Here is a 22705-nt window from a genome sequence, read left to right on the forward strand (position 1 = left end):
CCCGCGAAGAGGCCGGCACAAGCAAAAACTTTCCAGAAGCCTGAACATCGAGCGAACAGACAATGCCAAACCATCCACTCCAGATCGCCCCCACCCTGCAGCGCTTCATCGAAGACGAAGCCCTCCCCGGCACCGGCATCGAAGCCCGCACCTTCTGGCAAGGCTTCAGCACCCTGGTCCACGACCTCGCACCACAAAACCGCGCCCTGCTCGCCGAACGCGAGCGCCTGCAAGCAGAACTGGACAACTGGCACCGCGAGCACCCCGGCCCGATCCGTGACATGGCCGCCTACCAGCACTTCCTGCAAGGCATCGGCTACCTTGTGGAGCCCCCGGCAAGCGTGCAGGTCAGCACCCGCAACGTCGACCGCGAGATCGCGGTGCAGGCCGGCCCGCAACTGGTGGTGCCACTGAGCAACGCCCGCTACGCCCTCAACGCCGCCAACGCCCGCTGGGGCTCGCTGTACGATGCCCTGTACGGCACCGATGCCATCGCCGAAACCGATGGCGCCGAACGTGGCCAGGGCTACAACCCGCGACGCGGCGCCAGGGTGATCGCCTATGGCCGGCAGTTCCTCGACACCGCTGCCCCGCTCGACGGTGCGTCGCACAACGACGCCAAGGCCTACGCGATCAGCCAGGGCACGCTGCAAGTGACCCTGGCCGATGGCCGCCAGGTCGGCCTCATGCAACCCGCGCAACTGCGTGGCTACCAAGGTGAGCCGAACACGCCAACAGCGATCCTGTTGCAGCATCACCAGCTGCATTTCGAAATCCAGGTCGACCCGGCCAACGCCATCGGCCAGCAGGACCCGGCCGGTGTCAAGGACATCCTGCTGGAGGCCGCGCTCACCACCATCATCGACTGCGAAGACTCGGTAGCCGCCGTGGATGCCGACGACAAGGTCAACGTCTACCGCAACTGGCTGGGCCTGATGAAGGGCGACCTAAGCGAGCAGGTCAGCAAGGGCGGCAAAACCTTCGCACGCACCCTGGCCGAAGACCGCCACTACCACGGCGCAGACGGCCAGCCACTGACCCTGCCGGGCCGCTCGCTGCTGTTCATCCGCAACGTCGGCCACCTGATGACCAACCCGGCCATCCACGACCGCGATGGCCGGGAAATCCCGGAAGGCATCCTCGATGCCGTGGTCACCAGCCTGATCGGCCTGCATGACCTCAAGCGCCGCGGCAATTCCCGCGAGGGCAGCCTGTACATCGTCAAGCCGAAGATGCACGGGCCGGCCGAGGTGGCCTTTGCCGACCAGCTGTTCGGCCGCGTCGAAGCCCTGTTGGGCCTGCCCGCACACACGCTGAAGATGGGCATCATGGACGAGGAGCGGCGTACCAGCGTCAACCTCAAGGCCTGCATCGCCAGCGCCGCGTCACGGGTGGTGTTCATCAATACCGGCTTCCTCGACCGCACCGGTGACGAGATGCACACGGCCATGGAAGCCGGCGCCATGCTGCGCAAGGGCGACATGAAAGGCAGTGCCTGGATCCAGGCCTACGAGCGCAGCAACGTACTGGTGGGGCTGGCCTGTGGCCTGCGCGGCAAGGCGCAGATCGGCAAGGGCATGTGGGCCATGCCCGACCTGATGGCGGCCATGCTCGAACAGAAAGTCGCCCAGCCCAGGGCCGGCGCCAACACCGCCTGGGTGCCCTCTCCCACAGCCGCGACGCTGCATGCGCTGCACTACCACCAGGTGGATGTGGCGGCCGTGCAGCAAACGCTGGAACAGGTTGACCTGAATGCCCAGCGCGCCGAGTTGCTGCATGACCTGCTCAGTGTTCCGGTCAGCCCAGAGCGGCCTTGGAGCGCAGCCGACATCCAGGCCGAACTGGACAACAACTGCCAGGGTATCCTCGGTTACGTGGTGCGCTGGGTCGAGCAAGGGGTCGGCTGTTCCAAGGTGCCGGATATCCATGATGTGGGCCTGATGGAAGACCGCGCGACCCTGCGGATTTCGGCGCAGCACATTGCCAACTGGCTGCACCACGGGGTGGTCGATGCCGCGCAGGTCGAGGCGACCTTGCAACGCATGGCCCGCGTGGTCGACCAGCAGAATGCCGGGGACCCGGCGTACCGGCCGATGGCCGCCGGTTTCGAGGCATCGCATGCCTTCCGCGCTGCGCGGGAGCTGGTGTTCAAGGGGCGGCAGCAGCCCAGTGGCTATACCGAACCGTTGCTGCATGGCTGGCGCTTGCGCTTCAAGCAGGAGGTCGGGCGCTGATGCTGGCAGGGGCCGCCATGCGGCCCTATCGCCGGCAAGCCAGCTCCCACAGGTACTGCACAGGCTTCAGGCCTGGTGTGATACCTGTGGGAGCTGGCTNNGTAATCAACTTTGCGAATCGACCACCACCGGCTCGCCTATCGCATAAAAATGCCCACCCGCCACGTAGTGCAAACTGCGCCACTGCGGGTCGGCATTCTCGTAGGCCCAGTGGCCATCGCGGAACACCCGGTCATCAGCCCAGGCCGCCACCACGTCGCCAATGAACAGGTCGTAAGTGTTCTGGTTGTGCGGCTCGTCGATCACCCGGCACATCAACCAGGCCGAACAGCCCTCCACCAACGGCGCCGCATGCCCCTCGACCCGCGCCAGCTGCACACCAATGCTGGCGAGCTTGTCGGGCTGGTCGAACAGGCTGCGGGTACCCACCTGGTGGGTCAGCTGCGCCTGCGCCGCGGTTGGCACCTGGATCACGAACCAGCCACTGCCCTCCACCAACTGCCGGGTGCGGGCGGTTTTGTCGAGTACTACGGTCACCTTGGGTGGGTCGAAATCCAGCGCACAGGCCCAGGCGGCCGCCATCACATTGTCCAACCCTTCGTGGCTGGCCGACACCAGCACCGTCGGGCCGTGGTTCAGCAGGCGATAGGCCTTTTTCAGGTCGACGGCTTGGAAATGGCTGTTCATGGCAATCCTCGGCAAGGCGGGTAGCGGGCGGCAAATTGTGCCGCAGGCGCCGTCCTCCCGCCAGCTTGGGGTGTCACTCCTGCATCTTCAGAAAACTCCTACGCGCTGCTCGGATGCGTCCTACTTGTTGCCCCCTACCTACTGAAAACATGATCGGCACTGGATGACGCAAGGTCGCGATCCAGAGGAGGTTTTGCATGCATCTGTACGCCCGCCCCACTGCCGAATTGCGCAGCACCCTGCGCGAACTGCTGGCCCATGACATGGACAACCCGGACGAAGACCCCCACCTGTCGGGGGTGATGTTCTTCTGCGCCACCGATGAACGCTCCCGCCAACTGATCGAGCGTATCGAGTTGCTGGCCAGCGAGTTGTTCTTCGACCCGAACGGGCGGGCCATTACCGAGCATATGAAAGCGGCGGCGGTGGAAGGCGTGCGCATCAAGCGCAACCGCAAGGCGCCGGCGGACGAGACGGTGATACGTATCGCGCTGGCGGACAAGGGTTACATCACGGTAAGTACGGCACGCTTCTGATTACCGGCCGCTTGCCTGGGGGCTGCTCTGCAGCCCATCGCCGGCAAGCCAGCTCCCACCTCGACTGCACCGACCTCAAGCATTGTGCAGTACCTGTGGGAGCTGGCTTGCCGGCGATGGGCCAGAACAGGCAGACCGCGAAGACCTCAAGCCATGTGCTATCCCTGTGGGAGCTGGCTTGCCGGCGATGGGCCGCAAAGCGGCCCCATGCCCTTCCCCGACCAATCCGCTATCCTGAGCACTTCCCCGCTCCGGACCGCTCCATGGAACTGCACATTCGCCTGGAAGGCCGCAAAGGCCTGGCCGACCAGCTTTATCAGCAACTGCGCGCCGGCATCGATAGCGGCCATCTGGCCGCCGGCACCCAACTGCCGCCAAGCCGCCTGCTGGCAGAGCAGCTGGGCGTGTCGCGCAAGACCGTGGCCGAGGCCTATTCCCGGCTGACCTACGACAACCTGCTGAGCGGCGTGGTCGGCCGGGGCACCTTCATCACCCCGCGCCAGCCGCTGCGCAGCAGCGAATCGACGGCCATTCCCCTGGCCGCTGCTGCGTCCCTCGAGCGCTGGCAGCAGCGCGCCACTGTGCTGAGCCAACGCCAGCTGGACGCTCCCTCGCGTTACGACTTCATCGGCGGAGCCTCGAGCAAGGCGCAGTTCCCCTTCGACCAGTGGCGCAGTTGCCTGAACTATGCCCTGCGCCGCAGCCAGCGCCACCCCGAGCGGCAGTTCCCGGCCCAGGGCCTGCCAGAGCTGCGCGAGGCCATTGCCCATCACGTCGCCTACGCCCGCGGCGTGCACTGCAGCGCCGCCGACCTGCTGGTGTGCAACGGCGCCCAGCAGGCACTGGACCTGATCGCCCGGGTATTGGTGGAGCCGGGTTGCCAGGTGGCCATGGAAGACCCGGGCTACCCGCCAGCGCGGCAACTGTTCCTGGCCCTGGGCGCGCGCCTGCAATCGGTACCGGTGGACGATGAAGGCCTGTGCGTGGAACAGATCGCCGACGGCACCCGGCTGATCTACGTGACGCCCTCGCACCAGTTCCCGCTGGGCATGCCGATGAGCGAGGCACGCCGGCACGCCCTGCTGGCACGGGCCGCCGAGCTGGGTGCGTTGATCATCGAAGACGACTACGACTGCGAGTTCCGCTACCACGGCCCAGCCGCGGAGGCGTTGCAGCGCCTCGACCGCCATGGCCTGGTGGCCTATGTGGGGACCTTTTCCAAAACCTTGCTGCCCGAGTTGCGCCTGGGCTACGCCGTACTGCCGCCCGCCGTGTTGAAGGCCGCCTGCGTGGCCAAGCACCTCAGCGACTGGCACAGCCCGACCCTGTTGCAGTGGGCACTGGCGCGGTTTCTCGGCGAAGGCCACCTGAACAAGCACATCCGCCGTTGCCACGAGGTCTACAGCGCCCGTCGCGAACGCATCCTCGCACGGCTGGGCGGCGACCTGGCACCGTGGTTCAGCGCCATCCCCGCCAGCGCCGGGTTCCACCTCAGCGCCCTGGCCAAACCTGGGGTCGATGTCGAGTTGCTGGCCAACCTCGCACGCAAGGTGGAGGTCGGCCTGTACTCGCTGGCGCCGTTCTTCAGCGAAGCGCCAGTGCGCCCAGGCCTGTTGCTGGGCTTCGGCGCCATCGAGCTGCTGGACATCGACCCGGCGCTGGACCGGGTGCGCGACACCCTGCAGCGCCTCAGTTGACCGGTGCGGCCTTGCCCGCCACTACCGGGCGGGCAATGGCCGCAGCATAACCGCGCGGGTTGAAGCAGGCGGTAACCAGCAGCATTGCCACCACGGTCACGGTCAGCAGCGTCCACGAGGCCTGGAAATCACCGCTCATGTCGCGCAACCAGCCGGTGACGTACGGCACGATGCCGGTGATGATGAAGCCGATGCCCTGCACGAACGCCGCCAGGCTGCCAGCCTCGGCAGGCGTCTTCAGGTGCTCCAGAGTCAGCGTCAGGCTCTGGCTGAAGCAGGCGCCCAGGCCGAAACCGATCATCGCCACCCACAGCCCCGAGGCCAGCGTGGGTGCCAGCAGCAGGCCGAGGAAACCCAGCAGCTGGATCGCCAAGGCCAGCCACAGGCCCGGGCGCCGGTCTGCCCAGCGCGGCAGCAACAGCGGCAGGCCCAGTGCGCCGGCCACCTGGAAGATGGTCATCAGGCCCACCAGGTCGGCACCGCCCTGGGCGCTGCCCCCATGCTCGATGTGATAGGCCGGCAACCAGGCCACCATGCTGGTGTAGCCGCCGTTGATCAAGCCGAAGTACAGCGCCAGCAACCAGGCCCGGCGCGTGCCGAACCAGTGACCGCCGGTGGCACCGGCCAGCTTCGGCGCCTGCTGGCGTGGCCGCAGCACGGCCCAGGCCAGCACCGCCAGCACAGCCGGGATCGCCCACACGCCCAGGCCGACCTGCCAATGGCCGAAGTAGCCACTGATGTGCGGCCCGAGCACGGCAGCCAGGCCGCCGCCGCTCATCAGCGCTGCCGAATACAGGCCCATCGCCCCCGCCAGGCGGCCGGGGAACCAGCGGTTGACCAGCCCCGGCATCATGCCCTGCACTACCGCCACCCCCAGGCCGGCGACCACCGCACTGGCAATCAGCGCCCAGGCGCTGTCCAGTTGCAGGCGCCACAGGCAGGCCAGGGCGATGGCAGACAGGCCAGCGAGCATGCCGCCATGTTCGCTGATCCAGCGCCGCAACCAGGGTTGCAGCAAGGGCACCAGGCCCATGCACAGCACCGGCAACGCCGTCAGCAAGGCCGCCTGCTGGTAACCCAGGCCAGTGCTGGCGCGCATGGGTTCGAGCAACGGGCCGATGCTGGTCAGGATCGGCCGCAGGTTCAGTGCCAGCAGTATGACCAGCAACAGGTTCAATGCCGCTCTCATTGTGCGTTGGCCTGTTTCCATTCAAGGTACAGACCGGCTTCGCCGCTGGGCTTCAGTGCGCGCAGCGGCAGGCTCTGCTGCTGGGGCGGGCGAGCCATCTGCGCGTATACCGCCGCGGTGGACAAGCCATAGGGTTCGCCCTCGGCATTGTCGTAGGCAAACCAGGCCCGCTCGATGCCGCACAGGTGCATGGCCGCCAGGCACATCGGGCACGGGTGGCCGCTGGCGTAGATTTCAGCGCCATCCAGGCGCGCCTGGCCCAGGGCGTGGCTGGCCTTGCGGATGGCCTGCATCTCGGCGTGGGCGGTCGGGTCCTGGGTGCTGTGGACCTCGTTGACCGCACGTGCCAGCACCTGCCCCTGGTACACCAGCACGGCGCCGAAGGGCCGGCCACCGGCCTTGATGTTGGCGCGGGCCAGGTCGAGCGCTTCGCGCATGTAGCGTTCTTCGGACATGAATCGGTTCTCCTGTTGCAAGACCTGGTCATTATCCGGGCTTGGGCGGCCTGGCAGAAATGAAGAGATTGGATGCCTGTCAGTGGCCTCCCGAATGGCCGATTGGCCTCCCGCTCATGCGCGCGATTGGCTATCGGGGAGGCCAGCGTGCGGCGCTACAGTAGCGCCATCCCCACCCCACACCCTTTGGAGACAGCCATGCACAACCGTATCGAATGGGCCAAGCACGCCCCCGAGGCCTACAAAGCCATGGTCGGCCTGGAGCAGGCCCTGGCCAAGAGCGGCCTGGAGAATTCCCTGCTGGAACTGGTGCGCCTGCGGGCCTCGCAGATCAACGGCTGCGCCTACTGCGTCAACCTGCACGCCAACGATGCGCGCAAGGCCGGTGAGACCGAGGCACGCCTGCAGACCTTGTGCGTCTGGCAGGAAACCGCCTACTTCACCCCGCGCGAGCGTGCTGCGCTGGCCTGGGTGGAGAGCCTGACCCGGCTGCCCGAGCACGGCGCGCCGCAGGGCGAATTTGAAGCCTTGCAGGAACACTTCGAGCCGGCCGAGGTGGCCAACCTGACCCTGGCAATTGCCACCATCAATGCCTGGAACCGCTTCGGGGTCGGGTTTGCCATGGTGCCGGCCTGATCATTGATCGGTAGCCTGTGCCGGCCTCTTCGCGGGCTTGCCCGCTCCCACAGGGATCGCACAGGGCCTGAAAGCTGTGCTGCACCTGTGGGAGCGGGCAAGCCCGCGAAAGGGCCGGTGCAGGTGAACGCTACCGCCCGGCCAACCGCGCCCGGTAGCTGCCGGGGCTCTGCCCGGTCCATTTCTTGAACGCCCGGTGAAACGCACTGGGCTCCTGGAACCCGGTCTGCTCGGCAATCTCGGCAATGCTCAGCTCCCCTTCGCGCAACCGCTCGAAGGCCATTGCCCGGCGCACCTCATCCTTGATCTGCTGGTACGAACGCCCTTCCCGCTCCAGCTGCCGACGGAAAGTACTGGCACTGACTCCCTGCTGCTGCGCCAGCGCCGCCAGCGTCGGCCACTGCCCATAGCGCCGCGCCCGCAGGTGCCGGTACACCTCGGCCACCAGCCCGTTCTGGTTGCGAAAGCGAATCACCAGCCCCTGCGGCGCACTGCGCAGGAAGGTTTTCAGGGCCGCCATATCCTGCACCACCGGCAGGCGCAGGTAGGCGCTGTCGAACTCCACCTCGGTGCGCCCGCTGCCCAGGCGCAGGTCCGGCCCCCACAGCAGCAGGTCGTCCTCCTGGGCCGGGCGCGACACCGCCAGCTCGGTGCGGTCGATGGCGATCCGCCGCCCGGCCAGCCAGCACAGCATGCCGATCATCAGCACCAGGTAGGTTTCCTCGGCATACACCCGGGTCAGCGGGTCGGCGATGCTCGACTGCACGCTGATCAGCGCCCGCCCGCCACGCAGCGTCAGGCTGCCGCGCAAATCGCGCAGGAACAGGCCAAAACCGCCCATGCACTGGCGCAAGGCCTTTTCCAGGTTCGGCTCCAGGATCAGGCCCCGGCAGATCAGGGCGAAACTGCCCGGCGGCATGCCGTGGCTGTCGAGGCGGAAGAACTCGTCGTCCAGGCGCTGGATCAGCGCCAGCCACAACTGGGCGAAGGCCTTGGCCGGTACACGGGCCTGGGGCTGCTCGAGCAGTTGCGGGTCGATGCCCACCGCACGCAGCTGCGCATCGCGTTCGGCGGGGCAGTCGCGCAGGGCGTGGAGCATGGCATTGAGGAAGTACACGGCGACCGAATCGCTATCGCGCATGGCGGTTTTCGCTGTCTATGCTGAGTGGCAAAAAGTGCCAGGTTGTTTGAACAGTTCCGGCATAGGCTGCAACAGAGCCTTTGCCTAGACTCGGTCCCACTCCGGGATCGCCGGCCATTCTCGCAGAGCCTGGCCCGGTCCCGCCATGCCTTCGCAATCGGAGCCCCTATGAGCAGCGCAGAAATCTACGTCGTCAGTGCCGTCCGTTCAGCCATTGGTGGCTTTGGCGGTTCCCTCAAGGACCTGCCGCTGGCCGACCTGGCCAGCGCCATCACCCGCGCCGCCATCGAGCGCTCGGGCGTGGCCGCCGAGCAAGTCGGCCACCTGGTGATGGGCACGGTGATCCCCACCGAACCGCGTGACGCCTACCTGGCCCGCGTAGCGGCAATGAACGCCGGCATCCCCAAGGAAACCCCGGCATTCAACGTCAACCGCCTGTGTGGCTCGGGCCTGCAGGCCATCGTCTCGGCAGCCCAATGCCTGCTGCTCGGCGACACCGATGTGGCCGTGGCGGCCGGTGCCGAATCCATGAGCCGTGGCCCGTACCTGCTGCCGCAGGCACGCTGGGGCGCTCGCATGGGTGACCTGCAAGGCATCGACTACACCGTCGGCGTGCTGCAGGACCCGTTTGAACACTTCCATATGGGCATCACTGCCGAGAACGTTGCGGCCAAGCACGGCATTACCCGCGAAATGCAGGACGAACTGGCCCTGACCAGCCAGCGCCGCGCCGCCCGCGCCATTGCCGAAGGCCGCTTCGCCAGCCAGATCGTCCCGCTGGAACTGAAAGCCCGCAAGGGCAGCGTGCAGTTCAGCACCGACGAGCATGTGCGTGGCGAGGTGACCGCCGAGCAACTGGCGGGGATGAAGACTGTGTTCAAGAAAGACGGCACCGTTACCGCCGGCAACGCCAGTGGCATCAACGACGGCGCTGGCGGCCTGGTGCTGGCCAGTGGTGATGCGGTGCGCCGCCTGGGCCTGAAGCCGCTGGCACGCCTGGTGGGCTACGCCCATGCTGGCGTCGAGCCTGAACTGATGGGCCTGGGCCCGATCCCGGCCACCCGCAAGGTGCTGGAAAAGACCGGCCTGAAGGTGCAGGACCTGGATGTGATCGAGTCCAACGAAGCCTTCGCCGCCCAGGCCTGCGCCGTGGCTCGCGAACTGGGCTTCGACCCGGAAAAGGTCAACCCCAACGGTTCGGGCATTTCCCTGGGTCACCCGGTGGGCGCCACCGGCGCGATCATCGCCACCAAGGCCATCCATGAGCTGCAGCGCATCCAGGGCCGCTACGCCCTGGCCACCATGTGCATCGGCGGTGGCCAAGGCATCGCCGTGGTCTTCGAGCGCGTCTGAGGGAGCCTGACACATGAGCATTGAACAGATTGCCGTGATCGGCGCCGGCACCATGGGCAACGGCATTGCCCAGGTATGTGCGGTGGCCGGCTACCAGGTACTGCTGGTGGATGTTTCCGACGCTGCGCTGGAGCGCGGCGTGGCCACCTTGAGCAAGAACCTCGAGCGCCAGGTCGGCAAAGGCACCCTCGACGCCGACAAGGCGGCAGCCGCACGCACGCGCATTCGCACCAGCACCGACTACACCCAGTTGAGCGGCGCGCAGCTGGTGATCGAGGCCGCCACCGAGAACCTGCAGCTCAAGCAGCGCATCCTGCAGCAGGTGGCGGCCAACGTCGCCGCCGACTGCCTGATCGCCACCAATACCTCGTCGCTGTCGGTCACCCAGCTGGCGGCCAGCATCGAGCACCCCGAGCGTTTCATTGGCGTGCACTTCTTCAACCCGGTGCCGATGATGGCGCTGGTCGAGATCATTCGCGGTCTGCAGACCAGCGACAGCACCTACGCCCAAGCGCTGGTGGTGACCGAAAAGGTCGGCAAGACCCCGATCACCGCCGGCAACCGCCCGGGCTTCGTGGTCAACCGCATCCTGGTGCCGATGATCAACGAAGCGATCTTCGTGCGCCAGGAAGGCCTGGCCAGTGCCGAGGACATCGACACCGGCATGCGCCTGGGCTGCAACCAGCCGATCGGCCCGCTGGCCCTGGCCGACCTGATCGGCCTGGACACCTTGCTGGCGATCATGGAGGCCTTCCATGAAGGCTTCAACGATAGCAAGTACCGCCCTGCCCCGTTGCTCAAGGAAATGGTCGCGGCCGGTTGGCTGGGGCGCAAGAGCGGCCGCGGTTTCTTCACCTACTGAGGAGCGAACGCCATGCCCCCGGTCAATGCCGCGATGCGCTGTGCCAACTTTGAAGAGCGACGTGATCGGGCCATGGCGCTGTTTGCCGAAAAGGGCTTCGGCCAGGTCAGCATGCGCGAGCTGGCGGCCCATGTGGGGCTTACCGCAGGCTCGCTGTACCACCACTTTCCCAGCAAGCAGGACTTGTTGTACGACCTGATCGAGGAGTTGTACGAGGAGTTGCAGGCCACCCTGGACCAGGGGCGCAGGGCCATGGCGCGCGGGGCGTCGGCGTTGAGCTGCCTGATTGCCGCGCACTGGCAGCTGCATGCCGAGCGGCCCATGCAGTTTCGCCTGGCAGAGCGCGACTTCTGTTGCCTGAGCGAAGACCAGCAGGCGCGCCTGGCCTTGCTGCGCAAGCGCTATGAGGCGGGGTTGCTGAGGTTGATCGCACCGCAGGCGAAGTTGCAGGGGCAGGCCCTGGTGGCCACGGCGCATGTGGTGGCGACGCTGCTGAACCAGTTGCCGGGGTTGTTGAAGGCCTTGCCCGAAGAACAGGGGCTGGGGTTGATGGAAAGCATGCTGGTGGGTGGGCTGGAGCGGACACTGCGCTAGCCTGCACCGGCCTCTTCGCGGGCTTGCCCGCTCCCACAGGAAACCCGCAGGCTTCAAGATTTGCACAGAACCTGTGGGAGCGGGCGCGCCCGCGAAGAGGCAAACACAGTCAGCGCAGGAGCGACTGGATCTGCTCGTGCAAGGTATCCAGGTCGAACGGCTTGGCCAGGATCGGTGCCTTGCGGGTGATAGGGCTGCCGGATTCGAGAATCTCCGCCGGGTAGCCGCTGATGAAGATCACCTTCAGGTCCGGCCGCAATTTCACCGCCGGCTCGGCAATGTCCACCCCGGAAATCCCGCCCGGCAAGCGGAAGTCCGTCACCATCAGGTCGAGGTGCGGCTTGCTCGCCAGGATCGCGAACGCCTGCTCGCCATCCTCGGCCACCAGCACGTGGTAGCCCTCGCCTGCCAGGTAATCACGCAGGATCATGCGAATCGCCGGTTCGTCCTCGACCACCAGTACTACATCTTGTGCATCTTCACTCATGTCAACGCCTTGAAATACTTACAGCTGGCCATCAGACCCCAGGCTCAGGCAGAGGTTGCCCGTGCCTGGTCGTTTTGTTGTTCGTAAGTTGCCAGTGGCAACTGCAAGGTAAAGGTGGCGCCTTTGCCCTCTTCACTCTCCACCAGTATGCGCCCACCGTGTGCCTGGACGATCTGCTCCGATATGTACAGCCCCAGGCCCAACCCACCGCTGGCCTGCTGGGTGGCGACCCGCTCGAACTGCTGGAAGATGCGCTGCTGGTTGGCCACGCAGATGCCGATGCCATGGTCCTGCACCTGCACGCAGGCCAGGCCGTCCTGCTCGAACACCCGCACCTGCACCGGTTTGCGCTCACCGTAACGCAAGGCATTGGACAACAGGTTGGCCAGCACCTGCTCGATGCGAAACTCGTCCCACTCACCCTGCAGCGGCTCGCAGCGTTGCAATTCGAAATGGGTGTCCAGTGCGCTGGCCTGAGCAGCAAAGTTCTCCACCAGGCCGCGCACCAGCTGGCCCAGATCGAACGCCTTGGGCCGCAGCGACAGTTTGCCGGTGCGGATGCGCGATACATCGAGCATGTCTTCGACCAGGCGGATCAGGCTGTTGATCTGCCGCTCGTCGCGCTCGACCATGGCCTGCAGCTTGTCGCCGCTGAAGGCGGCAAGGTTGCCGCGTGCCAGGTGCAGCTTGCGCAGCTGGGTTTCCAGGATCAGGCCATTGAGCGGGGTGCGCACCTCGTGGGACACGATCGACATGAAGTCATCGCGCATGCGCACGGCATGCTCCAGTTCACCCCGCGCCGTTTGCAGCTGGGCCAGCAGCAGCTCCTGCTCCTGGCGGCTGCGTTCCAGGGCCTGCAACTGGCGGTCGAGCACCTTGCGCTGGCGGTACAGGTCGACGAACACCGACACCTTGCTCTTCACCGCCAGGGTGTCGAGCGGCTTGTACAGAAAGTCCACCGCACCGCTTTCATAGCCTTTGAACGCGTAGTTCATCTCGCGCCCGGCGGCAGTGACGAACACGATGGGGATGTTGCGAGTCTTTTCCGTGCCGCGCATCAGCTCGGCCAGCTCGAAACCGTTCATGCCCGGCATCTGCACGTCGAGGATGGCCAGGGCGAACTCGTGCTCGAGCAACAGCGACAGCGCTGCCTCGGCCGATTGGGCCTGATGCACCTCGCGGTCTTGGCCCTGGATCAGGGCGTCGAGGGCCAGCAGGTTTTCTGGCAGGTCGTCGACGATCAGCAGTTTGGCGATGGTGTGGCTTAGCATGCGCTGGGTTCCAGGGCGGCGAGCAATCGCTCGATGCCACTCAGAGAAAGAATATGGTCGGGCTGGTGCAGGGCCAATGCGGCCTCCGGCATCAGCGCCACCTGTGCGTCGCAAGGGTCCTGGACCACGGTCCGGCCCCCGTTGCGCTTGATATAGGCAAGGCCTTCTGCGCCATCCTCGTTGGCCCCGGTGAGCAACATACCCAGCAGGCCGGCACCATAAGCATCGGCCGCCGACATGAACAGGTAGTCGATCGCCGGCCGGGAAAAATGCACCGGCGGCTCCTGGCTCAGCGACAGGGTCAGGTCACGCTCCACCGACAGGTGATAACCCGGCCCGGCCACGTAGATCTGCCCGGCGCGCAGCGGTTGTTTGTCACAGGCCTCGCACACTGGCCGCCGCAGGCGACGTTGCAGCACCTCGGCCAGCTGGCTGTGGCGGTCATCTGGCAGGTGCAGCACGCATATCACCGGAATGGCGAAGCCGGCCGGCAACGCGCCCAGCACACTGAACAGCGCTGTAACGCCGCCGGCCGAGGCGCCGATCACCATCGCGCGTACGCCTTTCATGACTTGCGGTAGATCCGTTCGGGCTTGACCAGCGGCTCGAAGCGCTCGCTGTAGGCGGAAAAATCCACCGATTCCTTGCTGCCCAGCACCAGGAAGCCGCGGTGGCACAGGGACTCGTGGAACAGGCCCAGGGCGCGGTCCTGCAGTTCCTTGTTGAAGTAGATGAGCACGTTGCGGCACGACACCAGCTGGGTTTCGGAAAACACGCTGTCGGTGGCCAGGCTGTGGTCGGCAAAGGTCACGTTGTCGCGCAGGGTGCTGTCCATGATGGCGTTGCCGTAGGCTGCCGTGTAGTACTCGGCAAAGTCACGCCGGCCGCCGGCGATGCGATAGTTTTCGGCGTACTCGCGCATGCTCTGCATCGAGTAGATGCCCTGCTTGGCCTTGTCCAGCGAATGCGGGTTGATGTCGGTGGCGTAGATGATGGTGCGCTCCAGCAGGCCCTCCTCGCGCAGCAGGATGGCCATCGAATACACCTCCTCGCCCGTGCTGCAGCCGGCAATCCACACCTTGATCGACGGCCAGGTACGCAGCAGCGGCACCACTTCGTTGCGCAGCGCCAGGTAGTGCCCCGGGTCGCGGAACATCTCGCTGACCGGGATCGTCAGGTACTGCAGCAACTGCATGAACATGCCAGGGTCGTGCAGCACGCGCTCCTGCAGCGCCGACACCGTGAGGCAGTCGAACTGGCGCAGCGCATGCAGGATCCGGCGCTTGATCGACGCGCCGGAATAGTTGCGGAAATCGTAGCTGTACTTGAGGTAGATGGCCTCGATCAGCAAGCGGATTTCGATATCGGTGTTACGTTCGCTAGTCAAATTCGCTCCAGTTGCGGCAGCCACACACGGATCAGCGAGAACAAGCGGTCCAGGTCGATCGGTTTGGCCAGGTAATCGTTGGCGCCGGCCTGCAGGCAACGCTGCTGGTCATCCTTCATCGCCTTGGCGGTCACGGCAATGATCGGCAGCTTGCGCCAGCGTTGTTGCTGGCGGATCAGCCGGGTGGCCTCGAAGCCGTCCATCTCCGGCATCATCACGTCCATCAGCACCAGGTCGATGTCGTCATGCTGCTCCAGGCGCTCGATGGCTTCGCGGCCGTTGCGGCCGATTTCGACGATCGCGCCCTTGTGTTCCAGCGCGCTGGTCAGGGCGAAGATGTTGCGCACGTCGTCGTCCACCAGCAGCACCTTGCGGCCTTCGAATACCTTGTCGCGGCTGCGCGCGGTCTTGAGCATGCGCTGGCGTTCGTTGGACAGCTGCGACTCGACCTTGTGCAGGAACAGCGTCACTTCGTCGAGCAGGCGCTCCGGCGAGCGGGCGCCCTTGATGATGATCGAGCGCGAATACTTGAGCAGGTCGGCTTCTTCTTCGCGGGTCAGGTTGCGCCCGGTATACACGATCACCGGCGGGAAGGCACGGATGTCCTCGGCGGTCATGCGCTTGAGCAGCTCGTTGCCGAGCATGTCGGGCAGCTTGAGGTCGATGATCATGCAGTCGTAGATGTTCTCGCGCAGCAACGCCAGGGCATCCTGGGCCATGGCCACAGCGGTGATCTCGACATCGTCGTCGCCGATCAGGCGGGCAATGCTCTCGCGCTGCAGGTCGTCGTCTTCCACCAGCAGGATGTGCTTGAGCTTCTGGGTCAGCTTGGCCTCCAGCCGGGCGAACACTTCCTTGAGTTGTTCGCGGCTGGTGGGCTTGACCGCGTAGCCGACGGCGCCCATGTGCATGGCAGCCTCGACCCGGTCCTCCACGGAAATGATATGCACCGGGATGTGCCGGGTGCTCGCCTGCTCCTTCAGGCGTTGCAGCACGGTCAGGCCGGAATGGTCGGGCAGGCGCATGTCCAGCAGGATGGCATCGGGGATGTACTGCGCGGCCAGTTCGAAGCCCTCGTCGGCGCCCTGCGCCACCAGGCAGCTGTAACCCAGTTCGTGGGCCAGGTCGAAGAGGATGCGGGCGAAGTTCGGTTCGTCCTCGATCACCAGGATGCAGCGGTTGCCGAACGGCGCGCGCTCGCGGTCGTCGGCGAATGCCGGTGCCTGGCGTTTCGGCGCCGCCACCGCCGGTGTCTGCGGCGCAGGTGGCAGGCTGTCGACCGCCGGGCGCAGGCTGAGTGGCTCGATATCCTGCGCAACCCGCTCATAGCGCTCCGGCAGGATCAGGCTGAACACGCTGCCCTGGCCGGGGCTGCTGTCGACGCTGATCTGCCCACCCAGCAGGTGCGCCAGGTCGCGGGAAATGGACAGGCCCAGGCCAGTGCCGCCATAACGGCGATTGCTGGTGCCATCGACCTGGTGGAAGGCGCCGAAGATCGCCTGCTGCTGGTCGGCGGCGATGCCGATGCCGGTATCGCGCACGGCAAAGACGATGCCGGTGCCGGGCTGGTAACCGATGTTCAGGCTGACCTGGCCGCGCTCGGTGAACTTGATGGCGTTGGACAGCAGGTTCTTGAGAATCTGCTCCAGCCGCTGGCGGTCGGTGAACAGCGTGGCCGGCACCTGCGCCTCGGTGGTCACCTCGAAGGCCAGGCCCTTGTGCCCGGCCAGCGGCTCGAACATGCCACGCAGGCCTTCGACCAGGCGTTCCACCTGGGTGCTTTCGGGGCGCACTTCGAGCTTGCCGGCTTCTACCTTGGCGATGTCGAGAATGTCGTTGATCAGGTTGAGCAGGTCGTTGCCGGCCGAGTAGATGGACTCGGCGAACTTGACCTGCTCGTCGCTGAGGTTGCCCTCGCCGTTCTCCGCCAGCAGCTTGGCCAGGATCAGCGAACTGTTCAGTGGCGTGCGCAGCTCGTGGGACATGTTGGCGAGGAACTCGGACTTGTACTTGCTCGAACGCTGCAGTTCCTCGGCGCGCGCCTGCAGCTCGTCCTGGGCCTGGAGCAGCTCGTCGTTCTTGCGGTCCAGCGCCTCGGTGCGCTCGGACAATTGCTCGTTGGTCTGCTCCAGTTCCGCCTGCTGGGTTTCCAGATGGGCCTGGGACTCCTTGAGCACGCGGGATTGCTCTTCGAGCTCTTCGTTGGCGGTTTTCAGCTCTTCCTGCTGCACTTGCAGCTCTTCGTTCAGTTGCTGGGTCTCGGCCAGCACTTCCTGCAGGCGCTGCCGGTAGCGGGCGCTTTCGATGGAGATACCGAGGTTGCCACGGACCCGCTGCAGCATCTCTTCGTCACGCTCCTGCAGCGGCCGCAGGAAGCCCAGCTCCAGCACACCGTTGATCTGCCCGTCATCACTGCAGGGCATCAGCATGGCACTGCGCGGCAGGCCCCGGCCCAGGCCGGAACTGAGGTGGAAATAGTCGTCGGGCAAGTCGTCCAGGCGCAGCAGCCGAGCTTCGCGCACGGCCTGGGCCAGCAGGCCTTCGTGATCGCCCAGCACCTGCTCGCGGGCCTGCTCCTCGGCATCCAGGCCATAGCTGGCCACACGCACCAGGCGGCCATGCTCGTCACGCACGTACAACGCGCCGACCACGCTGCCCAGGTAGCTGGCGAAGAAACGCAGGATGTTGTCACCGAGCATGGGCAGGGTCAGCTGGCCGAGCACCTGTTCGGCCAGTTGGGTCTGCCCGTTGCGCAGCCAGGCCTGGTGTTCCAGGCGCTCGGCCGCGCGCTGCTGGGCCTTGAAGTTTTCGTCATAGGTACCCGACAGCGCCAATAGGTCGCGCCGCCCGAGGTAAGCCAGCAAGGCACTGAGGCCGACGATGAACAGCACGAAGGACGACATGACCGTGACGGTCACACTGTTGACCCGCTCGTTGCGCGCCATGCGCAACTGTTGTTCGCTGGCGATCAGGTTGTCGAACTCCTTGCGGATCTCGTCGGTCAGGCGCTTGCCGCGGCCGTTGCCGATCAAGGCGCGGTAATCACCCTGGCTGCGGCGCAAGTTGATCATCTCGCTGCCGAAGGTGTTCCACGCCTGCTGCAGGGCGATCAGCCGGTCGATGCGTTCGACCTGTTGCGGGTTGTCCTCGACCATGCCGCGCAGGCTCTGCAGGCTACCGAAGATGCGCGGCTTGGCCACCTCGTAGGGGTCGAGGAAACGCTCGTCGCCGGTGATCAGGAAGCCACGCATGCCGGTTTCCATGTCGATCGACAGTTTGACCGTTTCGTTGGCATTGCCGATCACCCGGTCGGTGTGCTCGACCCACTGCAAGGCCGAAAGCAGGTAGTTGATCACCGCGACGAAGGCAACGGCCCCCAGCAGGCCAACCCCCAGGGGTAGGCCGACGTTGCGGCTCAACAGCTTGCGGAAGCTCCGCTGGTCCATCGAGGCTGCTTGAATCATGTGAAAACGCCCGAGCAAGTAAAGTCCATTGAAAGTGTGGCAAAGCGATCGTTGTAGTTGTCTGCCACTGCTCTGTCCCGTAAAGCGAGTCTAACCAGCTTTGGCGGGTCTGGCAGGGCATTTAGCCAGTATTTGAAGGTGATGTGCGCCAATCGTTCCATCTGATTGCACGGACCGGTATCCTCCGGGAACTTCTGCTGCCATCCGGAGCACAGATTAAAGACATTCATTCTGCACAGGATCGCAACCATGCACCTTCTGGTAGTCGAAGACGACGACATCGTACGCATGCTGATGGTCGAAGTGCTCGACGAGTTGGGCTACACCGTCATCGAAGCGGAGCATGCCAACGCGGCGCTGCGCATTCTCGAGGACCCGAACCAGGCACTGGCGCTGATGATGACCGATGTGGGGCTGCCGGACATGCGTGGCGAAGAGTTGGCGGTCAAGGCGCGCGAACTGCGGCCGCTGTTGCCCGTGCTGTTCGCCAGTGGCTATGCCGAAAGCGTCGATGTACCGGAGGGCATGCACCTCATCGGCAAGCCGTTCAGCATCGACCAGTTGCGGGAGAAGGTGCAGGCCATTCTGGGTAACCCTTGAAATCGGTGTCGCCTGCTTCGCGGGCTTGCCCGCTCCCACAGGGAACGCGCGGCCCCAAAGCTGGCGCTGTACCTGTGGGAGCGGGCGAGCCCGCGAAGAGGCCGGCACAGGCTGCAGCTGACTACAGCTCCCTGCGCAACAGGTAGCTATCCATGATCCACCCCTTGCGCGCCCGCTCCCGCTCACGCACTTCCATTATCTGCGCCTTCACCGCCTGCAACGGCCCGGCAATCAGCACCTCATCCGCGGTCCCCAGGTACGCGCCCCAGTAGATCATCAACGCCGGGTCATCGAGCCGGGCAAACGCGCACTGCCCGTCCAGCATCACCAGCACATTGTCGATCTGCCCCTGCCCGGCCAGGCGCCGCCCTGGCAATACGGTCAACGGCTCACCGATGCGGTTGAGCGGCACCTGATGGCGCGCCGCCAACGCCTGCACGCTGCTGATGCCCGGAATGACCTGCAGGCGCAGCGCCACACCACGCTCGCGGACCAGGCCAAGGATGCGCAGGGTGCTGTCGTACAGCGTCGGCTCGCCCCACAGCAGAAAGGCGCCGGTTTCCCCAATACCTATCTCCCGCTCGATCAGTTGGGCATACAGCACCGCACGCTGCCGGTGCCAGTCCTGCACCGCGTCCAGGTAGTCATCGGCCTGGCCATCGCGTGCAGGGTCGGCCACCTGCACCAGGCGGTAGCCGCCCTCGGGCCGGTAGCGTTGCAGGATGGCCTTGCGCAGGTGCACCAGTTCGTCCTTGTCGCCGCCCTTGTCGAGCACGAAGAACACGCTGGCCTGGCGCAGCGCATCGACCGCCTCGTAGGTGACCTGGCGCGGGTCACCCGGGCCGATGCCTATCAACAACAGGTCTTTCATTGCCCTGCCCTTTGCGGGAACCAGCAGCCATTGTCAGGTGGCTGCCGGTATTTGGCAAAGCGCCCCGTCAGAAGATGGAGAAGTTGTAGCTGACAATGACCCGTGTCTCGTCCATGTCACGCGCCCACTTTTCATAGTTGCTGCGGTAAGTGGAATTACGCAGGCGCACACTGACGTCCTTGAACGTGCCACTTTGCACCTGGTACTTGAACTCGGTGTCGCGTTCCCACTCTTTGCCTTCGGCCGTGCTGCCCGGCACCTTGATATTGTCACCGTTGATGTAACGGGTGAAGAAGGTCAGGCCGGGCACGCCCAGGGCCTTGAAGTCATAGTCATAACGCACCTGCCAGGAACGTTCCTGGGCGGCGGCGAAGTCGTTGACCTGGGCATAGTTGACCAGGTACGGGTTGGTGCCATCCAGGTATGGCATGGCACTGTCGCCATACATGCGTTGCCAGCCGGCACTGAGCTTGTGGCCACCCAGGCTGTAGCCGAGCATGCCGCTGAACGCGCGATGGTCGATTTCGCCGGCGCGGGCATTGCCGATGTCGTCACTCTTGATCAAGCGCAGGTCTGCCGACAGGCTGCCCACCGCCAATGGCTGGCTGGCCACCAGGCCGAGGAAGTGCTGACGGTAGATGTTCTCCAGCTTGGCCACCTGGTACTGGGCGCTGAAGCGCTCGTTGAAACGGTAATCGACACCGGCCAGGTCAAAGTGGTCAGCCTCGATATCGCAGGCATAGCGCTTGTTCTTGCAATGCACGCGAATGTCCTGACGGTCGGTGGAATCCCGTGCGGTGTACTTGTCCAGACGGGCCAGGGTGAACTTCAGGTCGCGCACTTCTTCGGAGGTGAGCATGGCGCCATGGAACATGGTCGGCAGCAGGCGGCCATCGTTGTACTTGAGCAGCGGCACATCCGGCATCATCGAACCGTACTTGAGCACGGTATTGGAAACCTTGACCTTGGCCGCCAGGCCCATCTTCGCGTACTGGTCCGCCGAGTGCCGTGGGTCATGGCCGGAAGACGGCAACAGGCCGCTGTTGCTGTCTGCCGGGCTGGAGTCAAGTTTGAAGCCGAACATGCCCAGCGCATCCACGCCAAAACCTACCGGCCCCTGCGTGTAACCCGACTGCACATTGAGGATGAAACCTTGTGCCCATTCTTCGCGTTTGGACGCACCCTGGCTGGAACTGCTGTGGCCGTCACGGAAATCCCGGTTGAAATAGACATTGCGTGCTTCGACCTTAGCACTGCTGTCTTCAAGAAAACCGGCGGCCTGGGCATTGACGCCGGCACACAACAGGAACAAGCCGGCAACACGACGCCCGGGGGCGATGGGAAAAGGGGCAAACATGGGAGAAAACATCCAGAATCAAGGCGAGTAAACAACCTGTGGCACGTGCTGGCCACGGTACTGCGAGGGGGCCGAACAATAGCCGGCCATCATCTGAAATTATCGCGCGAAGGCTCTGGCACGGGCCATTGGACCATGGTCTAAGCGCACCGCAAGGCAACCGCGAAAAAACCGGACAATACCGCGCGCAAAACTAGGAAAGTTCCCGGCTTACTTACAAAAAGTTTGCAGTTTACCCAGTACCCATGAATGACTACACTCGATATCAGCGAACAGCGGAACCCACCCGCGTGGCCGGCGTTTTTATTCTTCTTCAATGTTCGTCACGCCCTGCCACGACCGACGTACAGGAGTGATTACAGTGTCCAGACTTGCAGAGTTTCGTGCTGCCGAAAAAGCGCTCCAGGAACAGATGGCGCAACTGGAAGCGTTGAAAAAGGATGCCGGCCTCAAACGCGAAATCGAATTCGAGCAGAAACTAGTCGGCCTGATGAAAAGCTACGACAAGAGCCTGCGCGATATCATCGCCATCCTCGACCCGAAAGCAGTGGCCCGGGTTTCCAGTGCAGCGCCCAAGCAACAGCGCCGCGCGCGCGTGGTGAAGGTTTACACCAACCCGCACACCGGCGAGCGGATCGAGACCAAAGGCGGCAACCACCGTGGGCTCAAGGCCTGGAAAGAACAATACGGAGCCGCCACGGTAGAAAGCTGGGTACGCTGATGAAACGTCCACACGTACTTCACACTTTTTTCACAAGGGCTGGCTCAGTATCGAGACAGCTAAAGGACTAGCGACTCCATCACGCGCCCGCACATGCGGGCCTCTAATTCCAGCGCCCTGCCTCGTGCAGGGCGCTTTCATTTGCGCAATCGGCACACTGCCGTATCATGGCCGGCCTGTCTGTTTTGCCGGCGCCCTGCGCCCGGCCCCGTCTCAGGAGTTCCCATGAGCCTGCATGATCTGCAAACCCTGCCTGGCGTCACCGCCCAACCGGACGCCGCCACCGCCCAGTTCGTCTTCAACCACACCATGCTGCGGGTCAAGGACATCGAGAAGTCCCTGGACTTCTATACCCGCGTGCTGGGCTTCCGCCTGGTGGACAAGCGCGACTTCCCCGAAGCCGCCTTCAGCCTGTACTTCCTGGCCTTGGTCGACCCGGCGCAGATCCCGGCCGATGACAGCGAACGCCACCAGTGGATGAAGTCGATCCCGGGCGTGCTGGAGCTGACCCACAACCACGGCACCGAAAACGATGCCGAGTTTGCCTACCACAACGGCAACACCGACCCACGCGGCTTTGGCCACATCTGCATCTCGGTACCGGACGTACGCGCCGCCTGCGCACGCTTCGAGGCACTGGACGTACCGTTCCAGAAGCGCCTGCAAGACGGGCGCATGAACCACCTGGCCTTCGTCAAGGACCCGGACGGTTACTGGGTCGAAGTCATCCAGCCGACCGAGCTCAAAGGCTGAGCGTTCATCTCGGCTCGCTCGTCGGGCCGGGAACTCCCGGCCCCTTGCTGTGGTATATGAAGGTAACTGCTTCACATGCCACAGCGAGGTAAGGACGATGCAATCTCTTCACTGTGAATATCGCAAGCACACCATCACCGCCAGCGTGATGCCCCACCCCGATTCCCCCCTGCCCTACGCCGCCGGGTGCCTGATCACCGACCCCGACGGGCACACCAGCAGGCGCATGTCGATGCCGATGAAGTTCTTCTCCGACCTCGAGAACGCACAGCATGTGTCGCTGGCCCATGGCCGAGCGCTGGTCGACCAGCAGCTGGATGAGGGGCAAAAGGTATTTTGACCTTGTTTATGCTTGTGCCGGCCCTTTCGCGGGCTTGCCCGCTCCCACAGGTACTGCACAGATTTCAGAT

General features: G+C 64.8%; 22 protein-coding genes. 11 read left to right on the top strand and 11 right to left on the bottom strand.

What is annotated here, in order from left to right:
- Window positions 1–62: 62 nt before the first annotated feature.
- A complete protein-coding gene (locus B2790_RS18425) occupies window positions 63–2234 on the top strand; it encodes a malate synthase G (RefSeq protein ID WP_286919429.1) in 2172 nt (723 codons plus the stop codon).
- 105 nt (window positions 2235–2339) lie between these two features.
- Here B2790_RS18425 and B2790_RS18430 read toward each other — a convergent pair whose 3' ends face one another.
- Window positions 2340–2921 (bottom strand): flavin reductase family protein, encoded by a 582-nt coding sequence (locus B2790_RS18430; RefSeq protein WP_286919430.1) that lies wholly within the window; start codon window positions 2919–2921, stop codon window positions 2340–2342.
- A gap of 197 nt (window positions 2922–3118) precedes the next feature.
- Between B2790_RS18430 and B2790_RS18435 the strand changes: the two genes are divergently transcribed.
- Both B2790_RS18435 and B2790_RS18440 read left to right on the top strand, forming a co-directional pair.
- Window positions 3119–3457, top strand: coding sequence for a hypothetical protein (locus B2790_RS18435; RefSeq protein ID WP_286919431.1), 339 nt, complete (start codon window positions 3119–3121; stop codon window positions 3455–3457).
- 263 nt (window positions 3458–3720) lie between these two features.
- Window positions 3721–5154, top strand: coding sequence for a PLP-dependent aminotransferase family protein (locus B2790_RS18440; protein ID WP_286919432.1), 1434 nt, complete (start codon window positions 3721–3723; stop codon window positions 5152–5154).
- Here B2790_RS18440 and B2790_RS18445 read toward each other — a convergent pair.
- On the bottom strand, window positions 5147–6343 hold the full coding sequence (locus B2790_RS18445; RefSeq protein ID WP_286919433.1) for a cyanate transporter: 1197 nt from the start codon (window positions 6341–6343) through the stop codon (window positions 5147–5149). The genes B2790_RS18440 and B2790_RS18445 overlap by 8 nt on opposite strands.
- Complete coding sequence (locus B2790_RS18450) at window positions 6340–6798, bottom strand: nucleoside deaminase (RefSeq protein ID WP_286919434.1); 459 nt, start codon at window positions 6796–6798, stop codon at window positions 6340–6342. Before B2790_RS18450 ends, B2790_RS18445 begins: the two co-directional genes overlap by 4 nt.
- Before the next feature lie 198 nt (window positions 6799–6996).
- On the opposite strand from B2790_RS18450, the gene B2790_RS18455 reads away from it, so the two are divergent.
- On the top strand, window positions 6997–7434 hold the full coding sequence (locus tag B2790_RS18455; RefSeq protein WP_286919435.1) for a carboxymuconolactone decarboxylase family protein: 438 nt from the start codon (window positions 6997–6999) through the stop codon (window positions 7432–7434).
- A 130-nt stretch (window positions 7435–7564) separates the two neighbouring features.
- Here the strand turns inward: B2790_RS18455 and B2790_RS18460 are convergent, their stop codons facing one another.
- Window positions 7565–8575, bottom strand: a complete 1011-nt coding sequence (locus B2790_RS18460; protein ID WP_286919436.1) for an AraC family transcriptional regulator — start codon at window positions 8573–8575, stop codon at window positions 7565–7567.
- 168 nt (window positions 8576–8743) lie between these two features.
- Between B2790_RS18460 and B2790_RS18465 the strand changes: the two genes are divergently transcribed.
- From B2790_RS18465 to B2790_RS18475, 3 genes are read left to right on the top strand one after another with little or no spacing between them, the layout of a single operon-like run.
- The gene (locus tag B2790_RS18465; RefSeq protein ID WP_286919437.1) at window positions 8744–9928 is read left to right on the top strand and encodes an acetyl-CoA C-acyltransferase family protein; all 1185 of its coding nucleotides are present in this window, start codon (window positions 8744–8746) and stop codon (window positions 9926–9928) included.
- A 13-nt stretch (window positions 9929–9941) separates the two neighbouring features.
- The gene (locus B2790_RS18470) at window positions 9942–10790 is read left to right on the top strand and encodes a 3-hydroxybutyryl-CoA dehydrogenase (protein ID WP_025338697.1); all 849 of its coding nucleotides are present in this window, start codon (window positions 9942–9944) and stop codon (window positions 10788–10790) included.
- Between the two features lie 12 nt (window positions 10791–10802).
- Window positions 10803–11384: a TetR/AcrR family transcriptional regulator gene (locus tag B2790_RS18475; protein WP_075044895.1), complete on the top strand. Its 582-nt coding sequence runs from the start codon at window positions 10803–10805 to the stop codon at window positions 11382–11384.
- 109 nt (window positions 11385–11493) lie between these two features.
- On the opposite strand, the gene B2790_RS18480 is transcribed toward B2790_RS18475, so the two are convergent.
- From B2790_RS18480 to B2790_RS18500, 5 genes are read right to left on the bottom strand one after another with little or no spacing between them, the layout of a single operon-like run.
- Window positions 11494–11871: a response regulator gene (locus B2790_RS18480; RefSeq protein WP_003256176.1), complete on the bottom strand. Its 378-nt coding sequence runs from the start codon at window positions 11869–11871 to the stop codon at window positions 11494–11496.
- A 44-nt stretch (window positions 11872–11915) separates the two neighbouring features.
- Window positions 11916–13142, bottom strand: coding sequence for a hybrid sensor histidine kinase/response regulator (locus B2790_RS18485; RefSeq protein ID WP_075044892.1), 1227 nt, complete (start codon window positions 13140–13142; stop codon window positions 11916–11918).
- Window positions 13136–13711 carry a chemotaxis protein CheB gene (locus tag B2790_RS18490; RefSeq protein ID WP_286919438.1) on the bottom strand — a complete coding sequence of 192 codons (576 nt, stop codon included), beginning with the start codon at window positions 13709–13711 and terminating at the stop codon, window positions 13136–13138. Before B2790_RS18490 ends, B2790_RS18485 begins: the two co-directional genes overlap by 7 nt.
- Window positions 13708–14529 carry a CheR family methyltransferase gene (locus B2790_RS18495; protein WP_003259474.1) on the bottom strand — a complete coding sequence of 274 codons (822 nt, stop codon included), beginning with the start codon at window positions 14527–14529 and terminating at the stop codon, window positions 13708–13710. The genes B2790_RS18490 and B2790_RS18495 overlap by 4 nt, the downstream gene beginning before the upstream one ends.
- Window positions 14526–17993, bottom strand: a complete 3468-nt coding sequence (locus B2790_RS18500) for a response regulator (protein WP_286919439.1) — start codon at window positions 17991–17993, stop codon at window positions 14526–14528. The genes B2790_RS18495 and B2790_RS18500 overlap by 4 nt, the downstream gene beginning before the upstream one ends.
- Before the next feature lie 249 nt (window positions 17994–18242).
- On the opposite strand from B2790_RS18500, the gene B2790_RS18505 reads away from it, so the two are divergent.
- On the top strand, window positions 18243–18593 hold the full coding sequence (locus B2790_RS18505) for a response regulator (RefSeq protein ID WP_286919440.1): 351 nt from the start codon (window positions 18243–18245) through the stop codon (window positions 18591–18593).
- Window positions 18594–18714: 121 nt separating this feature from the next.
- On the opposite strand, the gene cobF is transcribed toward B2790_RS18505, so the two are convergent.
- Both cobF and B2790_RS18515 read right to left on the bottom strand, forming a co-directional pair.
- Entirely contained in the window at window positions 18715–19464 is a 750-nt protein-coding gene (gene cobF, locus B2790_RS18510; RefSeq protein WP_286919441.1) for a precorrin-6A synthase (deacetylating), read from the bottom strand.
- A gap of 67 nt (window positions 19465–19531) precedes the next feature.
- The gene (locus tag B2790_RS18515) at window positions 19532–20821 is read right to left on the bottom strand and encodes an OprD family porin (RefSeq protein WP_238066512.1); all 1290 of its coding nucleotides are present in this window, start codon (window positions 20819–20821) and stop codon (window positions 19532–19534) included.
- A gap of 361 nt (window positions 20822–21182) precedes the next feature.
- Here B2790_RS18515 and B2790_RS18520 point away from each other — a divergent pair, with 361 nt between their 5' ends.
- The 3 genes from B2790_RS18520 (at window position 21183) to B2790_RS18530 (ending at window position 22635) form a co-directional block, all read left to right on the top strand.
- Window positions 21183–21542, top strand: a complete 360-nt coding sequence (locus tag B2790_RS18520; protein ID WP_015270810.1) for a histone-like nucleoid-structuring protein, MvaT/MvaU family — start codon at window positions 21183–21185, stop codon at window positions 21540–21542.
- 225 nt (window positions 21543–21767) lie between these two features.
- Window positions 21768–22295 carry a lactoylglutathione lyase gene (gloA, locus tag B2790_RS18525; RefSeq protein ID WP_025338689.1) on the top strand — a complete coding sequence of 176 codons (528 nt, stop codon included), beginning with the start codon at window positions 21768–21770 and terminating at the stop codon, window positions 22293–22295.
- A 97-nt stretch (window positions 22296–22392) separates the two neighbouring features.
- Window positions 22393–22635 (top strand): hypothetical protein, encoded by a 243-nt coding sequence (locus B2790_RS18530; protein ID WP_286919443.1) that lies wholly within the window; start codon window positions 22393–22395, stop codon window positions 22633–22635.
- Window positions 22636–22705: the final 70 nt, after the last annotated feature.

It is taken from the genome of Pseudomonas sp. UBA6753, from assembly GCF_002453565.1.
GTDB classification, from domain to species: domain Bacteria; phylum Pseudomonadota; class Gammaproteobacteria; order Pseudomonadales; family Pseudomonadaceae; genus Aquipseudomonas; species Aquipseudomonas putida_Z.

Bases quoted from the DNA above. Each gene is read 5' to 3' on its own strand.
- B2790_RS18465 (WP_286919437.1), top strand. From the start codon at position 8,744: ATGAGCAGCGCAGAAATCTACGTCGTCAGTGCCGTCCGTTCAGCCATT.
- B2790_RS18435 (WP_286919431.1), top strand. From the start codon at position 3,119: ATGCATCTGTACGCCCGCCCCACTGCCGAATTGCGCAGCACCCTGCGC.
- B2790_RS18425 (WP_286919429.1), top strand. From the start codon at position 63: ATGCCAAACCATCCACTCCAGATCGCCCCCACCCTGCAGCGCTTCATC.
- B2790_RS18430 (WP_286919430.1), bottom strand. From the start codon at position 2,921: ATGAACAGCCATTTCCAAGCCGTCGACCTGAAAAAGGCCTATCGCCTG.
- B2790_RS18505 (WP_286919440.1), top strand. From the start codon at position 18,243: ATGCACCTTCTGGTAGTCGAAGACGACGACATCGTACGCATGCTGATG.
- cobF (WP_286919441.1), bottom strand. From the start codon at position 19,464: ATGAAAGACCTGTTGTTGATAGGCATCGGCCCGGGTGACCCGCGCCAG.
- B2790_RS18480 (WP_003256176.1), bottom strand. From the start codon at position 11,871: ATGAGTGAAGATGCACAAGATGTAGTACTGGTGGTCGAGGACGAACCG.
- B2790_RS18450 (WP_286919434.1), bottom strand. From the start codon at position 6,798: ATGTCCGAAGAACGCTACATGCGCGAAGCGCTCGACCTGGCCCGCGCC.
- B2790_RS18500 (WP_286919439.1), bottom strand. From the start codon at position 17,993: ATGATTCAAGCAGCCTCGATGGACCAGCGGAGCTTCCGCAAGCTGTTG.
- B2790_RS18440 (WP_286919432.1), top strand. From the start codon at position 3,721: ATGGAACTGCACATTCGCCTGGAAGGCCGCAAAGGCCTGGCCGACCAG.
- B2790_RS18490 (WP_286919438.1), bottom strand. From the start codon at position 13,711: ATGAAAGGCGTACGCGCGATGGTGATCGGCGCCTCGGCCGGCGGCGTT.
- B2790_RS18455 (WP_286919435.1), top strand. From the start codon at position 6,997: ATGCACAACCGTATCGAATGGGCCAAGCACGCCCCCGAGGCCTACAAA.
- gloA (WP_025338689.1), top strand. From the start codon at position 21,768: ATGAGCCTGCATGATCTGCAAACCCTGCCTGGCGTCACCGCCCAACCG.
- B2790_RS18470 (WP_025338697.1), top strand. From the start codon at position 9,942: ATGAGCATTGAACAGATTGCCGTGATCGGCGCCGGCACCATGGGCAAC.
- B2790_RS18515 (WP_238066512.1), bottom strand. From the start codon at position 20,821: ATGTTTGCCCCTTTTCCCATCGCCCCCGGGCGTCGTGTTGCCGGCTTG.
- B2790_RS18475 (WP_075044895.1), top strand. From the start codon at position 10,803: ATGCCCCCGGTCAATGCCGCGATGCGCTGTGCCAACTTTGAAGAGCGA.
- B2790_RS18445 (WP_286919433.1), bottom strand. From the start codon at position 6,343: ATGAGAGCGGCATTGAACCTGTTGCTGGTCATACTGCTGGCACTGAAC.
- B2790_RS18530 (WP_286919443.1), top strand. From the start codon at position 22,393: ATGCAATCTCTTCACTGTGAATATCGCAAGCACACCATCACCGCCAGC.
- B2790_RS18485 (WP_075044892.1), bottom strand. From the start codon at position 13,142: ATGCTAAGCCACACCATCGCCAAACTGCTGATCGTCGACGACCTGCCA.
- B2790_RS18460 (WP_286919436.1), bottom strand. From the start codon at position 8,575: ATGCGCGATAGCGATTCGGTCGCCGTGTACTTCCTCAATGCCATGCTC.